The organism is Nocardia sp. NPDC023852, assembly GCF_040639505.1.
Taxonomy (GTDB): Bacteria; Actinomycetota; Actinomycetes; order Mycobacteriales; family Mycobacteriaceae; genus Nocardia.
This window is the reverse complement of sequence record NZ_JBFAAB010000001.1, coordinates 735,671-750,020: the sequence shown is the minus strand read 5'-3', so window position 1 is coordinate 750,020 and position 14,350 is coordinate 735,671. Positions and strand designations below refer to the sequence as shown.

Below are 14,350 nucleotides of genomic sequence, written 5' to 3'. Positions count from 1 at the left end.
GCTCGGAGCGACGGACGCGCAGGCGGTAGCTTGCGTAACCACGTAGCGTCCCGCGCAGACCGCCATCCGATACAGCTCGGAGCGACGGACGCGCAGGACCGCCATCGGCTGCTGCGCGGGCCGTGACGCAGCGCACTCGGCGCACCGCTCGGGATTCAGACTAGCCAACGTTTCAGCAAAGTCGAACGCGCAGGTGAACTTCAGCAAGCAGTCCAGCTAGCACCTGGGCGAACAGCCCGGAGGCGGGTGAGTCAGGCCCCTGCGGTCGAATCCGGGGTCGGCAACACGTGCGGCTGCGCGTTGAACACCTCGGGCGAGCCGCCCGCGCGTGCCATTCCCTCGATGGCGCTCCAGGCCAGCATGGTCAGGTAGTCGATCACGTCCTCGCGAGCCAGCGACTTGTTCGTCGTCCACCAATGCGTCGCCAGCTGGATACCGCCGACCAGCACATACGACGCCAGCGCCGCGCCCTCGGTCCCGATGCCGCGTTCCCGCGCGCGATCGGTGATGACCGTGCACACCACCTCGGCGAACAGCTTCTCGAACTCCGCGAGCGAAGACTGGTCGGCCGAACCGTTGCCCATGATGAAGCGGTAGACCTCGGGATCCTCGTCGACGGTGCCGACGTACTCGGCCAATGCCGAGCGGACCAGCTGGTACTCGTCGGCTTCCAGGCTGATCGCGCCGTACACCTTCGGCATCAGCGTGGTCTCGATAAACCGCTGCATGGTCGCGTGGACCAAGTCGTTCTTGTCGGAGAAGTAGCGGTAGAGCACGGTCTTGGAGACGCCGATCTCGGCGGCGATCTCATCCATGCCCGCGTTGCTGCCGCGGGCGCGGACCGCAGCGAGCGTACCGTCGACGAGCTCCTCGCGACGATCGATCTTGTGTTGCCGCCACCGGCGCTTGCGGCCGTCCATTCGGCCGCCGCGCACCGCCGACGGTAGCTCGGCGTGGTCGCCGATGTCGACAAGGTCTTCGGTGGACAGCGTGGGCTCCCTCTTTCGTAACCGGTCCGGCCGCTACCAGCTTAGGTCCAGGCAACCGGTGATATGCGCGTTTGGAGCCGGATGCGGCAGGGACCACACGTTCGGCGCGACGATCCGAACTCGCCGCGCGACATTTGCGCGCGAACTCGCCGCCCCGTTCGGCGCAGCAGAATGGAAGGCATGCAGAAAGCTCCCGGCGAACCTGCGGTTCTGGACACCACCGCCGCACCTGCCGCCGCCCCTCTCGGCTTCGCCGCCGTGCTCGACGAGGCGGCCAAACGTCGCGACCTGTGGCGGATGAAAGCTCTCGCCACCGGCATGCTCGCGCTGGCCACGGCGATCTACCTGTTCTGCCGGTGGACGGAATCGCGTGGCGCGGGCGGTGACTGGGTCGGTTACCTGCGGGCCGCCTCGGAGGCGGGCATGGTCGGCGCGCTGGCGGACTGGTTCGCGGTGACCGCGCTGTTCCGGCATCCGCTCGGCCTGCCCATCCCGCACACTGCGATCATCCGGAAGAAGAAAGACCAGCTCGGCGCCAGCCTCGGTACCTTCGTCGGCACCAACTTCCTGGCGCCGGAGGTGGTTTCGGCCAAGGTGAACTCCGCGCAGGTCTCCTGGCGGGTCGGGCGCTGGATGGCCGATCCCGACCACGCCGCCCGGGTGGCGCAGGAGAGCTCCACGATTCTGCGCGCGGTGGTCGGAGTGCTGCGCGACGAGGACGTGGAGCAGGTCATCGACCACACCATCGTCAAGCGGATCGCCGAGCCACTGTGGGGTCCGCCGATCGGGCGGGTGCTCGCCGAGCTGCTCGCCGACAACCGCCAGCTGCCACTGCTGGACATGCTTGCCGAGCGTGCGCACCAGTGGGCGCTCGGCTCGCAGGAGACAATCGACCGGATCGTTTTGCGGGACGCGCCGCAATGGGCACCGAAATTCGTCAACATCCTGCTTTCTGAACGGATCTACCGGGAACTCGTCGAGTTCACCTGGAAAATCCGCGCCGACCCGGAGCACGAGGTGCGCCTCGCGGCGAATCGGTTCCTCGAGGAGTTCGCCGACGACCTGCAACACGACGATGCCATGATCAAGAAGGCGGAGCGGATCAAGGCCCAGATCATGGGCCGCGAGGAAATCACGGGGATGGCCAAGGCCACCTGGCGTGCGGCCAAGCGCCTCATCCTGGAGTCGGCCGACGATCCGAACAGCACGCTGCGGCGTAAGGTCGCCGAGAACGTCCAACAGCTCGGTGAGCGGTTGCGCGACGATGCCGACATGCGCGCGAACGTGGACGGCTGGATCGATCGCGGCGCTCGCTACTTGGTGGAAAACTATGCGGGTGAAATCAGCACCTTGGTCACCGACACGGTCGCCAGGTGGGACGCAGAGGAAGCGAGCAAGAAGATCGAATTGCAGGTCGGCCGGGATCTGCAATTCATCCGAATCAACGGCACAGTGGTCGGCTCGCTTGCCGGACTGGTGATCTACACGACTTCCCATCTGATGTTCGGCGGCTGACCCCGTAGCGACCGGACGTCTGCCGATGACGTGCTAACAGAGTGCTTGCAATAGCTAGCACGCTGTCCTAGAATCGAACCCGTACAACCGCCAGAAGGTGAGTGATGGCAGACCAGCCCGAGGTTTCCGCCGAGTACACCGGCAGTTCGGACGAGCGATCGTCCGGCGCCGGAGAACGAGGGGGTCGCGTAGCCACCGCGGCGCACGACATCGGAGGATTCATCAGGGCGCAGCGAGAAGCCGCGCAAGTTTCGCTACGCCAACTCGCCCAGCTGGCGGGGGTGAGCAATCCGTACCTCAGTCAGATCGAGCGCGGATTGCGCAATCCGTCCGCCGAAGTACTCACGCAGATCGCCAAGGCACTGCGGGTGTCGTCGGAGGTCTTGTACGTACGGGCTGGCTACCTCGAGCAGCGGCCGCACAGTCCGGTCCGGGATGCCCTACTTGCCGACACGTCGATCAGCGAGCGGCAAAAGCAGGTGCTGCTGGAAATCTTTGAATCGTTTCGCCGGGAAAACGGAGGAAACGAGGCAAGGGGGGATGAATGGGACAGCGACGTTCCGCTCACGACAACCGACACTCCGCCACGCCAGGAGAACGAAACACCATGACCGAGAAGAACGCCACCGTGACCAAGCCACTCCTCGCCACTGTCGGCGCGGGTGACGCCCTCTACGCCGCGGTCAACGACGTCGTCGCGCAGGTGCGCGAGCGTGCGGCCGCGGGCGAAGTACAGGCTCGGGTGGAGGAGGCGCGCGAGCGCTTCGCCACCGTGCCCGCCGACGTGCAGACTCAGTTCGAGTCGCTGCGCGAGCGGCTCGCCGGCCTCCCTTCCGAGCTGCCGGAGGACCTGGCCGAGCTGCGCGAGAAGTTCACCGCCGAGGAGCTGCGCGCGCTGGCCGAGAAGTACTACCGCCAGGTGCTCGACATCTACTCCGACCTCGCCGTGCGCGGCGAGGAGACTGTCGAGCGGGTGCGCGCCAGCCACCTGGTGGAGGACCGGATCGGCAAGGTCGAGACCCTCTACGGCGACGCGGTGAGCCGCGCCGAGGACGTGTTCGAGCGCGTCAACGGCCTGCTCGGCCGCCCCGGCAAGGCCACGGCCGACACCGAGGACGACTCGGTTGTCGAGGCTGAGGTCGTCGAGGTGACCACCGAGTCCACCCCCGGCCCCACCGCGAACGGCGCGCCGAAGAAGGCTCCAGCCAAGAAGGCCCCCGCGGCCAAGAAGGCTCCGGCGAAGAAGGCCGCGCCGAAGACGGACTGAATTCCCGCGGACGATCCCGTTCCAACGCCCTCGCACACCCTGATGTGCGGGGGCGTTGCTTCTATCATGAGGGGGTGAACATGGTGCACGGACTGACCGGGATGATCCTGCTGGCGCTGTGGCTGGCCGCGCTCGGTGCGACGATTTTCGCGCTGATCCACGCCGTGCGTCAGCGTCCGGACGCATTCACCGCGGTGGACAAACTGACCAAACCGATCTGGCTGGCGATTCTGGGGGTGGCCATGCTCGTGTTACTCCTCTCACCGGCGGGGCTCGGCCTGCTTTCCTTCGCCGCGATCATCGCCACCGGGGTCTACCTGGCCGACGTGCGACCGAGAGTGGACGAGGTACAGCGAGGTCCGCGCTGGTAGAACCGTAGTTCCGGAGAACTCCTCCGGTGCTTGCACTGGCAAGTGGCGCGAATCGGGTTTACTGTATCTGGCAGTAACACAAAGGAGTGTCCGATGCGTGCCATGTTGCCGACCGCGTTGGCGAACCTCCCGGGCCTGCTCCGGGACCTGCGCGACGCACACCGTACCGACCTGCGTTCCCGCACGTACCAGACCGCGGCGCTGAATCCGCCGACCGTCGCGCACGAAGTGATCCCCATTCGCACCCGAGACGGCGCCCGGCTCCGGGTACACGCCTATGGTCCGGCGGACCGCACGGTCATCGTGTTGATCCACGGCTGGACCTGCTGCCTCGAATACTGGAATCCGCAGATCAACGCCTTCGCGGGCGACTACCGCGTAATCGCCTACGACCAGCGCGGTCACGGCGAGAGCGAGTACGGCTCCAGCGAGCTGAGCATTGACCTACTGGCCGACGATCTGGCCGCGGTGCTCGATGCCGCGCTCGCGCCCGGCCAGCGGGCCGTACTCGTCGGACACAGCCTCGGCGGCATGACCTTGCAAGCGTGGGCGGGACGCTACCCCGACCGGGTCTCGAAACAAGCGCTCGCGGCGCTCCTGACCAACACCGCGCCGGACCGGCTGATCCTCGAGACCACCGTCGTTCCGCTGCTGAACCGGCCACTGCGACTGCTGCAACTGAAGGTGCCGCTGCCGTTCCTGTTCGGCAGGTTCGGCCTCGGCGCCCCGATGTTCTTCCCGCCCATCGCGCCGATGCGCTGGCTGTTCGCGCGCCAGATCATGAGCACCGCGGCCAAGGGCGACGTGGTGGAGTTCAGCATGGCAATCGTGCGTTCGTGTCGCGTGTGGGTGCGCTCGAAGTTCGGCTTCCTGCTCGCCACAATGGACGTCGGCGAGTCGGCGCGCCTCTTGGTGGTGCCCACCACCGTGCTCGCCGGCGAGTTCGACGATATGACGCCGCCGGTCCACTCCCAGCGGATCGTGGAAATGCTCAGAGCGACCGGCAGTTCCGTGCGCTACGAGGTACTACCGACCGGCCATCTCGGCAATGTCGAGGCCTATGAACGGTTCAACGAGGAACTCGCGCGGCTACTCGCGGCCGTGCGAAAGCCCACCCAGGCCGACATCGCCGGCTGACCGCGACCGGCCACGAGCTTCGTTCAGGAAAAGACGACCGTCCGGCGGCCATGGACCAGTACGCGTCCTTCCAGATGCCAGCGCAGTCCACGGGCCAGCACGACGCGCTCGATATCGCGACCCTGACGGACCATGTCGCGGACCTCATCGGCGTGATCGATGCGGATGACGTCCTGCTCGATGATCGGGCCCGCGTCCAGTTCCGGGGTCACATAGTGGCAGGTCGCACCGATCAGCTTCACACCGCGGGCGAACGCCTGGTGATACGGCCGGGCGCCGACGAACGAGGGCAGGAAGCTGTGGTGGATGTTGATCGCCTTACCCGCCCAGTGCTCGCACAACTCGGCGGGCAGCACCTGCATGAAGCGGGCGAGCACCACCGCGTGCGGGTCATGCGCGTCCACCAGCGCGCGCACCTCCTCGAACGCAGGCCCGCGCTCAGCCGGGTCCCTGGGGAACGGCACATGATGGAACTTCACGCCGTGCGCCTCGGCCATTGCCGCCAGATCCGGGTGGTTGCCGATCACCGCCTCGATCGTGGCGGGCAGCTCGCCGCTCGCGGCGCGTCCGAGCAGATCGTGCAAGCAGTGTCCATCCTTGCTGACCAGCAGGACGGCGCGACGCCGCTCGACGGAGTCGAGCAGCTGCCATTCGGTCTCCGGACCGAGACCGGCAGCAGCCCCGGCGAACCGGTCGCGCAGTTCCCCGAGACCGAACGGCACCGTGGCGGCCCTGATCGCCTGCCGGGTGAAGAACCAGCCGGTGTCGGGGTCGGAGTGGTAGCCCGCCTCCACGATCGACCCGCCGAACTCGGCGATGAACGAGGTGATTCCTGCGATGACCCCGGGACGGTCCGGGCAGCCCAGGGTCAGCACGTAGCGGCGGTCGTCCTGGACGGGTGGAGCTGAACTCATGAGTTCATCCTCCCAGGTGGCTCTGTGGGATTTGCCGCGCCTGTGTCTTCGGCCGCGCGGGCATTGCCCGATCTCGCTACGCTCGGAAGCCGGAGTGTGTCGGCAAACACCTTGATACCTATTCAAGGCTCTCTACCTGCGCCGGAGTCGGCGCGACGAACGGCGCATGCGCCGAATGTCCGGACGATGCCGAGGGTCAGAGCTCGTAAAACGGTCCCGCATAACGGAATTCGCCGACGATCTGCGCGTCGTAGGCAGACAGCGCTCGTACCTGGAAGTGGGTGATCCAAGCGGGCTCGTCAGGGGCGATACCGACCCGCGCCGCGGGGACGAAGCCGAAGCGCGGGTAGAACTCCGGGCTGCCGAGCACGCCGATCAACGGCTCGTCGAGTGCGTCGGCGGCGCCGAGGGCCGCGTGCATGAGCGCTGAGCCGACACCGCCGCGCTGATGATCGGCGAGTACCCCGATCGGGCCGAGCGCCAGTACCGGAAACGGGCCGACCGCTGCCCTGGTCAGGCATAGGTGACCGATCACGAGGTCGTGCTCGATCGCCACCATCGAGAGAGTAGGGATCCAGCCCTCGTCGCTGCGCAGGCGGGCGATCAGGTCCACCTCGGGCGGGTCCGCGCTGCGGTCGTCGACGGGCACGGGCGGCGACTCGCCGACACCGACGCGGTCCGCGTATCGCGGTGCGAACGCGCTGCGGTGCACTGCCGCGATCGCAGTAGCGTCGTCAGCGCGTTCGCGACGGATCAGCACGGTCGTCTCCTCCCGAACGAAGTTGGGCTCATCCGCACACGTTAGTCGCCTCGACCGGGGCGTCACTATCGACGAATCGCCAACCAGTTACGAGTGTGCGGGAAGCGGCGGAGGCGCGCAATGGAATTCGCCGCGGTATGCCAGACTCTCACCCCATGGCAAGTTCCGCGTCGCTGACCAGGGCCGAAGTCGCCCGCCTGATCGACCACACGCTGCTGGCTCCGGAGGCGTCGACCGCCGATGTCGCCGCGCTGGTCGAGGACGCGCGTGCGCTCGGCGTGTTCGCGATCTGCGTGTCGCCGTCCATGCTTCCGGTGCGCGCGCCGGGGCTGGCGATCGCGACGGTCACCGGATTCCCTTCGGGCAAGCATCATTCGCTGGTGAAGGGCGCCGAGGCGCGGCTCGCGGTGGACCAGGGCGCGGACGAGGTCGACATGGTGATCGACGTCGGCGCGGCGCGCGCCGGTGACTACACGGCGGTGCTCGCCGATATCGTCACGGTGCGCGAGGCGGTGGGCGATCGGGCACTGCTCAAGGTGATCATCGAATCCGCGGCACTGACGGACCAGATGATCATCGAGGTGTGCCGGGTCGCCGAGCGCGCAGGAGCTGATTTCGTGAAGACCTCCACGGGATTTCACCCCGCGGGTGGCGCCAGCGCGCACGCGGTGCGGTTGATGGCGCAGACAGTCGGCGGGCGGCTCGGCGTCAAGGCCAGCGGCGGCATCCGCACCGCCGATGCGGCGGCCGAGATGATCGCGGCGGGTGCGACCCGATTGGGTCTGTCGAAGTCTCACGAGGTGCTCGACGGCTTTCCGGCCTGAATTCACGCATCGAGTAGCACGCCACGACGGGGCTGCTCGCAGTTCGCCGCAGCCACTTGGCACTCGTCGGGCCGGGTCAGGGTGTAGAGGGCGCGGCACCGAGGGCGACCATGCGGTGGAGGATAGCCGGCGACAGCGCGAGTTCGAATTCGTTTCCGCCGCTTTCGAAGACGAAAGCCAGGTAATTGTCCCGAGGTAATGGCACCAGTCGGACGGTGCAGTGTTCCCCTACGATTACCCAGCCACCGATGGTCAACTGATCGGACATCGCGCTCTCCCACCCTTCGATTCTTCCGACAGGTGGACTATGCCACTTGTGATTCGAGGGTGTCAACGGCGGAAATCGGCCTATGACCTGGTGTAATACTCTCGCTGGAGTGCCCAGTGTCCGGGCGGGTGGACCACTTCGTCGAACTCGATCACCACTCCGTCGACGTCGTGCGCGGTGCGGTGCCGGACCAGCACCGCAGCGGGCCGCGACAGACCGAGGTGAAGCCGCTCGTCCGCCGTGGCCAGTCGCGCGCCGACACGCTCACGCACGAACGCGACGCTACTACCGATCACGGATTCCAGATAGCGCAGCGTTCCGCCGGGCAGCCGCTTCGCGTCGAGCAGCAGGGCGGCGGACTCGGCGAATCCGCCGGGGAACCATGAGATCACCAGTTCCAACGCACCGGAATCGCTAGCGCTCAGCCGCTTTCGCGTCACCACCGCACTACCCTGCGGCAGGCCGAGGACATCGCTGACCTCGCTCGACCCGGCGACGACTGCCGCTTCCAGCACGGTCACCGACCGGTCCTCGGCAAAGGACGGTCCGTATCGCGGCGCCCGCTCCCGCATCAGCGCGGGCCGATCGACCACATAAGTCCCCGATCCGCGGTGTGATTCCACGATCCCCTGCTGCCGCAAGGCATTGAGCGCTTTGGCCGCAGTGGGCCTGGCAACCTTCCAGCGCGCGGCGAGCTCGCGCTCGGAGGGGACTTCGGCGCCGGGAGCCAGCTCGCCGCGCTCGATCTGCTCACGGAGATACCCCGAGATCCGGAGATATTTCGGGAGCCCTTCGTCGATTTCGGCCACCGGTCGCCTTCCGCCACGGACTCCGCCCCTCGGACCACGTGCCAGTGTAACAACGGCAAGTCCGTGCACCGGGAGCTCGCACAAGCCCGCGCCGAGCCGACCCCGCGGGGACACTACCGACCGATAGAGTTGCCGAACCAGGACAGCGCGGTACGGACAGGACCGAACGGAAGGGGGCTTCCAGATGGCGGTACCCGACACCGGGCAGGGGACGGCTCGAAAGCTGTACGCGGCGGCCATCGGCGAAGGCGGCGACGAGCCCTTCGCTCTGGACACCACGGTCGCCGAGAACCTCGCCGCGGCATGCGACAAACTAGTCGACGACCTGCATCGGGCCATGGCCGAGCGGCATCTCGTCACCGACGTGACCGGCTTCCCGAATCTGCCGACCGGGCATGGCCTCACACGCGGATTCGCAGAAAAAGGCAGGCAGTACCTGGACACGCTTGCGGCGTTCCAGGAGACGGCGCTGTTGTTCAAGGCCGCGTATCTGGCGGCTGCCAACCGTCTTGCCGAAGCCGAGGCCGCGAACCAGGCTGCCCTGCGACTGATCACCGACTACCTGGAGCCCAGGTGAGTACGCACCTCCGCGCCGGGATCGACTGAGGGGGAACGAATTGGCAGACTCCGTGGCTCGTGCCGCCGCCGACGACATCCGGAAGGAACTGGCCGGATTCACCGAAGGAGCAACCGATCCCGCATACGCACCGGATCGGGAACTGTTCGGCGCCTACACCCACCAGCAGATCTGGGAGCTGGTACACGAAGCGCTCGATCCGGCCGCGCTCAACCGGACTGCCGAGGCATGGCAGGCGAACGCCCGCGCGATCGCCGAAGCGTTCCAGGCGTTCTCCGACGCGACCAACCGTGAATTCGCGCACTGGTCGGGCCGTGCGGCCGACGCCGCGGTACGCGCGACAAGGGAATTCGTGCGTGCGGGCACCGAGGCGCAAGATGTATGTCGCGCAATAGCGCGCCTTATGGAGTTGAATGGCGATGCCGCTCAAACGCTCCGGGGTGCGATCCCGCCGCAGCAGCGGTATCGGCCGCTGGAGGACCCGGCCGCCGAGGCGGTATACGGCGGAAAACGCAGGATGGATCACGACAGTGCGGCAGCCGACATCGAGGCGGATGTCCGGGACACGATGACCTACGTCTACGCCCCGACCATGCCTGCCTCCGGCGACCGCGTTCCGCAATTTCCCCGACCGCAAGGGCCGGCAGGCGCCTGGCCCGATCCCGGCTCCGCCCGCGGAGGCGGCGCACGGTGAAATGGGTGCTCACCCCGGACGAGTTCACGCACGTCTGGGCAAACGAAACAAGCCTGGACCGGAGGCCCTATCCGATCAACATGGTCCCGTCGGCCACCGTGCGCACCGCATCGGAATACCGCGCACTACGCCTGCCGCAACGGTTCGCCCGCCAAGCCGACCCCGACCTGGCCGCCGCGCTGATGGTCTGCGCCCGCACCGACGCGACCACCATCACCATCTCCGGCGAGCGCTCCACCCTCCCGCGCAATGAGGACGACGCCGAACGGATCCTTGCCTTCGCCGCGGTGGTGCACAACCACGCGGGCATCCTGGTCGCCACCCCGGACAAGGTGACCGTGCTGATGTGCCATGCACGTGCCCTGGGCGAACGCCTGGTGCAGATCATCGGGTCCGCCCAGCCGGGCAGGCTTGGACCGATGCGCGAGCCACAGGACGCGGTGCTGGGCCCGGACCGCACGGAACCGTTCGCCACCAACGGTCACCGCGGCGCAGCCCGATTCCGCCAGACCCTGCGCAAACCAGTCGACGGCCGCGGCTTCATCACCGTCACCGTGAAACCGGACAACCCCATGTCGCCGCCGACCCGCCACCGCACATGGCTGGATATCAGCGGGGATGGGCGCTACATGCTGACTACCGCACACGACCTCATCCTCGCCCCGGTCTCCGATGAGGATTTCGCCACTCAATTGCAACACTTGGCCTGTATCTGATTGCCGTGCCTGCGGCACGCTTCCGGCGGATCATGGTCGGAATCGGTGGTTAGGTGTAGGCATGGCGAAGCGTTTGGCTGTTGCGGCTTCCGATGCCTTGAAGGCCGACGGGTTGCGGATTGCCGAGTTGGACACGTCCGGACGGCCGGGGTTCGTGGGTGACAAGAAGGCGGGCACCGAGCTGCTCGCGAAGCGCGCCCTGGTGCTGTCGGATCTGCAGGAGAAGCTCTACGCCAACGGCCGCTCCGGAGATAAACGCAGCGTGCTGCTGGTGTTGCAGGGTATGGACACCGCGGGCAAGGGCGGCATCGTCCGGCACGTCATCGGCTCGGTCGACCCGCAGGGTGTCGACCACGCCGCGTTCGGCGTGCCGACGCCGGAGGAGAAGCGCCACCACTTTCTGTGGCGCATCCGCAAGGCGCTCCCGCGTGCCGGTCAGCTCGGGGTGTTCGATCGCTCGCACTACGAGGACGTGCTGGTGGTGCGGGTACACAACCTGGTGCCGTCGACGGAGTGGGAGCCGCGCTACGACGAGATCAACGCTTTCGAGCGTGAACTGGTGGACGAGGGCGTCACGCTGGTGAAGGTCGCCATGTTCGTCTCACTCGACGAACAGAAGAAGCGGCTCGCCGAGCGCCTGGAGCGCCCGGACAAGTACTGGAAGTTCAACGCGGCCGACATCGACGAGCGCGCGTTCTGGCCCGCTTATCAGGCGGCCTACCAGACAATGTTGGACCGCACATCCACCGCGTACGCGCCATGGCATGTGCTGCCCGCCGACCACAAGTGGTACTCACGGCTCGCGGTCACCGAACTGCTCATCGAGGCGCTCGAGCGCTTGGAGCTCGATTGGCCACCGGCGACATTCGACGTCGAGGAGCAGAGGCGGCGCCTAGCGCAGGCCTGAGTCGCGCAGCGCCGCCTCTGGTCGGGAGACCAGGATCGGACTTCCTCGGCGACAAAGCGGATAAGGCGACGGGATCGAGGTCGTCGGCGATGTTTGGAGAGCGACGGTGTCAGCGCTGGCCGTGGCCGAGCGGCGGACGGCCGCGGCGACTGCGCGTGCGTCGCCCGCGACGCCGGCGCCAGAAGCGTGGTCCGGGCGCGTTCGGCGGCGCGGCGGCGTTCGAGCCGGTGACGGCGATCAGTGGCGATCGGTCCTCGTCGATCAGCGTGCGCGCGGCACGGACACCCCCGGCGTCGGTGCTCGAATCCAGGAGGGTGGCGTGCTCGCCGCAACCGGATCGAGCGCGGACCGCGGTCGGCTCGGCTCAGGGCAACTGCTGGATGAAGCGTGAGCCGGTCCGGTACGGCAGCCAGTTCGCGGCGCCGACCCGCCCGGTGTGCACGAATTCGCCCCAGTATCGACGGATTCGAACGCCGAGCGCCTCGACCTCCGCGGGGGCGAGTGGTTTCAGCATCGCCGCGTCGCGCCAGGCTGTGCCGTCCCCGAACAGCAGCGGCAAGTCGATGCAGTGGCAGGCGCCGTACGGGTTCGCCGGATGCAACTGCTCGAGGCGATAGCAGAAGACGTCCGCCCCGGCGTCGGCCAGCTGATCGGCGAACCGGAACATGCCGTTCTCGAAAACCTTGCGACCGATGACCCGCTGCGCGGTGGAGGTGAGCCTTGTCCCGATCATCGGTACCTGCCGCACCGGCGCGAACACCGGATGCGGTCCGTCGTAGAACGCCCGCGCCTCCTCCGCCGTGCACCCGAGCACGATGTGGAGATCAGCGGCGGCGCTGCGCACATTCTTCTGCCATGAGTGCTCGTCGGGCAACGGACCCGCGTCGGCGACCGGCAGGAAGGGCGGCGCCGAGTTCAGCGCGCCCGGCCCCGCCATCCGACGGACGGTACGGCCTTGCGCGGCAAGCAGATCGGGCACCGATACCGTGTGCGGGTCGGCGTCCAGCTCGGCCAGGAACATCGCACCCACCCGCTCGGCCCGTCGGTGGTTCTGGAACCCGACGCCGAAGGGCGCGCTCTGCACGATCGCCCGCGCGAACAGCGGCCTGGCCTCCTCGATACCGAGCAGCGCCAGCACCGACTGCGCACCCGCTGATTGTCCCGACAACGTGATCCGGTCGGTGTCCCCACCGAACGCGCGAATGTTCTCCCGCACCCAGCGCAATGCCGCGATTTGATCCAGGAGACCGAGGTTTCCAGACGAAACGCCCGGCGCCCGAAGGTACCCGAGCGCACCGAGGCGGTAGCTCACCGAGACCACCACGATGCCGGTCTCGCGCACGAGCCGGTCGGCGTCGTACAAATTCCACTGCCCACTGCCGGCGAGATAGGCGCCGCCGTGCAGCCACACCAGCACTGGGCAGCTGCCGGGCTCGGCGCGCGCCGGCATGGTCACAGTCAGCGCCAAACAGTCTTCCGACTGGTCCAGCGGTTCCGCCCGCCCCATCACCCCTTCGAGTCGACCGGGCAGTTGCGGCGCGACGGCGTGCCGCCGGAGCGCCTCGAACACTCCGTCGTGCGGTGCGACCGGCTCCGGCGCACCGAATCGCGCGGCCCGCGCGTACGCCATGCCGCGGAACACCGCGACGTCACCTACCACTTCCCCCAGCCAGTGCCCGGAGGGCGCTACCACTTCGTGCATGCCACTCTCGCCTTCTATCGCAAGTCAACTTGCGATAGCACGCTACGAGCTGGGCCCGCACAACGCAAGAGAGCTTGCGATAATTGCGCGCATGGTCGAACCCTCTCCGCAGATCCGCGGGGCGCGGCTGCGGAAAGCCGTGCTCGACGCGACGCTCGCGCACATCGAGTCCGTCGGCATCGGCAACGTGCGGGTCGCCGACGTTGCCGCCGCCGCCGGTGTCCACGAGACCTCGATCTACCGGCGCTGGAAGACCCTGCCCCGACTGCTGCTGGACGCGCTGCTGTCCCGGGTGGCCGAAGAGATCCCGCTGCCCGACACCGGGGCGGTGCGCGGTGACCTGGAGGCGTTCATGACCGACCTGATCCGCTTCGCCCAGACGGCGTCCGGCTTGGCCCTGATCCGCGGCACGGTGATAGCCGAAACCGACCTGGATGCCGAAACGGCGCGGCGCGAATTCTGGGCGCGGCGGCTGGCGGCGTCCGAGGAGATCGTCCGGCGCGGCATCGCCCGCGGCGAGCTGGCTGCGACCGTGGATCCGCGACTGACCATGCTCACGCTCGGTGGGCTGGTGCATCTGCACGTCACACAGCTGGGCGGTCCACTGCCTGCCGATCTCGCGCACACTGCCGTCGATCTCGTCCTCGCCGGGATCACCCCGCGCTGACCGGCAACACACCGATGACCGGCATTTCGCCGATAACCGAAATCGCGGCGGGGCGACCGATATCCTCCGCCCCGACCGACACTGGGCGCGTATCCGCGCCCGGCATTTCGGAATCTCTCAGGTTCACCCGCGATGATGTGGACCGTGGCCCGATCACGCGAGGACGTGTTCGGAGGATCTACCATCGTGGCGGCAGGAACCGGCAGGCGAGCGAAAGGCGTGGTGAGCGCACG

17 protein-coding genes are annotated in these 14,350 nt (G+C 67.6%); 11 read left to right on the top strand and 6 right to left on the bottom strand.

All coding sequences use genetic code 11. The features are described 5' to 3' along the window. Nucleotides 1-251 precede the first annotated feature (251 nt). Nucleotides 252-920 carry a TetR/AcrR family transcriptional regulator gene (locus AB0H00_RS03395; protein WP_357260026.1) on the bottom strand — a complete coding sequence of 223 codons (669 nt, stop codon included), beginning with the start codon at nt 918-920 and terminating at the stop codon, nt 252-254. A 249-nt stretch (nt 921-1,169) separates the two neighbouring features. Here AB0H00_RS03395 and AB0H00_RS03390 point away from each other — a divergent pair, with 249 nt between their 5' ends. The 5 genes from AB0H00_RS03390 to AB0H00_RS03370 all read left to right on the top strand — a co-directional run bounded on the left by AB0H00_RS03390 (nt 1,170) and on the right by AB0H00_RS03370 (nt 5,279). Next, nucleotides 1,170-2,504 carry a DUF445 family protein gene (locus AB0H00_RS03390; RefSeq protein WP_357260023.1) on the top strand — a complete coding sequence of 445 codons (1,335 nt, stop codon included), beginning with the start codon at nt 1,170-1,172 and terminating at the stop codon, nt 2,502-2,504. Between the two features lie 104 nt (nt 2,505-2,608). Beyond that, a complete protein-coding gene (locus AB0H00_RS03385) occupies nt 2,609-3,115 on the top strand; it encodes a helix-turn-helix transcriptional regulator (RefSeq protein WP_357260020.1) in 507 nt (168 codons plus the stop codon). Continuing rightward, nucleotides 3,112-3,771: a heparin-binding hemagglutinin gene (locus AB0H00_RS03380; protein ID WP_357260017.1), complete on the top strand. Its 660-nt coding sequence runs from the start codon at nt 3,112-3,114 to the stop codon at nt 3,769-3,771. The genes AB0H00_RS03385 and AB0H00_RS03380 overlap by 4 nt, the downstream gene beginning before the upstream one ends. A gap of 80 nt (nt 3,772-3,851) precedes the next feature. Then, nucleotides 3,852-4,142 (top strand): DUF2516 family protein, encoded by a 291-nt coding sequence (locus AB0H00_RS03375; RefSeq protein WP_327110458.1) that lies wholly within the window; start codon nt 3,852-3,854, stop codon nt 4,140-4,142. Between the two features lie 93 nt (nt 4,143-4,235). Then, complete coding sequence (locus tag AB0H00_RS03370) at nt 4,236-5,279, top strand: alpha/beta hydrolase (RefSeq protein ID WP_357260014.1); 1,044 nt, start codon at nt 4,236-4,238, stop codon at nt 5,277-5,279. 23 nt (nt 5,280-5,302) lie between these two features. Here the strand turns inward: AB0H00_RS03370 and purU are convergent, their stop codons facing one another. Next, nucleotides 5,303-6,193: a formyltetrahydrofolate deformylase gene (gene purU, locus AB0H00_RS03365; RefSeq protein ID WP_357260011.1), complete on the bottom strand. Its 891-nt coding sequence runs from the start codon at nt 6,191-6,193 to the stop codon at nt 5,303-5,305. A gap of 196 nt (nt 6,194-6,389) precedes the next feature. Beyond that, nucleotides 6,390-6,953, bottom strand: a complete 564-nt coding sequence (locus tag AB0H00_RS03360; protein WP_357260008.1) for an N-acetyltransferase — start codon at nt 6,951-6,953, stop codon at nt 6,390-6,392. Nucleotides 6,954-7,108: 155 nt separating this feature from the next. Between AB0H00_RS03360 and deoC the strand changes: the two genes are divergently transcribed. Then, entirely contained in the window at nt 7,109-7,777 is a 669-nt protein-coding gene (gene deoC / locus AB0H00_RS03355; RefSeq protein ID WP_357260005.1) for a deoxyribose-phosphate aldolase, read from the top strand. A gap of 76 nt (nt 7,778-7,853) precedes the next feature. Here deoC and AB0H00_RS03350 read toward each other — a convergent pair whose 3' ends face one another. Continuing rightward, on the bottom strand, nt 7,854-8,045 hold the full coding sequence (locus tag AB0H00_RS03350) for a hypothetical protein (protein WP_357260002.1): 192 nt from the start codon (nt 8,043-8,045) through the stop codon (nt 7,854-7,856). Nucleotides 8,046-8,125: 80 nt separating this feature from the next. After that, complete coding sequence (locus AB0H00_RS03345; RefSeq protein WP_357260000.1) at nt 8,126-8,854, bottom strand: GntR family transcriptional regulator; 729 nt, start codon at nt 8,852-8,854, stop codon at nt 8,126-8,128. Nucleotides 8,855-9,038: 184 nt separating this feature from the next. Between AB0H00_RS03345 and AB0H00_RS03340 the strand changes: the two genes are divergently transcribed. The 4 genes from AB0H00_RS03340 (at nt 9,039) to AB0H00_RS03325 (ending at nt 11,748) form a co-directional block, all read left to right on the top strand. Then, nucleotides 9,039-9,431 (top strand): hypothetical protein, encoded by a 393-nt coding sequence (locus AB0H00_RS03340; protein WP_357259997.1) that lies wholly within the window; start codon nt 9,039-9,041, stop codon nt 9,429-9,431. A 40-nt stretch (nt 9,432-9,471) separates the two neighbouring features. Continuing rightward, a complete protein-coding gene (locus tag AB0H00_RS03335) occupies nt 9,472-10,125 on the top strand; it encodes a hypothetical protein (RefSeq protein ID WP_357259995.1) in 654 nt (217 codons plus the stop codon). 5 nt (nt 10,126-10,130) lie between these two features. Further along, a complete protein-coding gene (locus AB0H00_RS03330) occupies nt 10,131-10,841 on the top strand; it encodes an ESX secretion-associated protein EspG (RefSeq protein ID WP_357259992.1) in 711 nt (236 codons plus the stop codon). A 61-nt stretch (nt 10,842-10,902) separates the two neighbouring features. Beyond that, nucleotides 10,903-11,748, top strand: a complete 846-nt coding sequence (locus AB0H00_RS03325; protein ID WP_357259989.1) for a polyphosphate kinase 2 family protein — start codon at nt 10,903-10,905, stop codon at nt 11,746-11,748. Between the two features lie 364 nt (nt 11,749-12,112). On the opposite strand, the gene AB0H00_RS03320 is transcribed toward AB0H00_RS03325, so the two are convergent. Continuing rightward, nucleotides 12,113-13,450 (bottom strand): carboxylesterase family protein, encoded by a 1,338-nt coding sequence (locus tag AB0H00_RS03320; protein WP_357259986.1) that lies wholly within the window; start codon nt 13,448-13,450, stop codon nt 12,113-12,115. A gap of 91 nt (nt 13,451-13,541) precedes the next feature. On the opposite strand from AB0H00_RS03320, the gene AB0H00_RS03315 reads away from it, so the two are divergent. After that, on the top strand, nt 13,542-14,117 hold the full coding sequence (locus tag AB0H00_RS03315; RefSeq protein ID WP_357259983.1) for a TetR-like C-terminal domain-containing protein: 576 nt from the start codon (nt 13,542-13,544) through the stop codon (nt 14,115-14,117). Nucleotides 14,118-14,350: the final 233 nt, after the last annotated feature.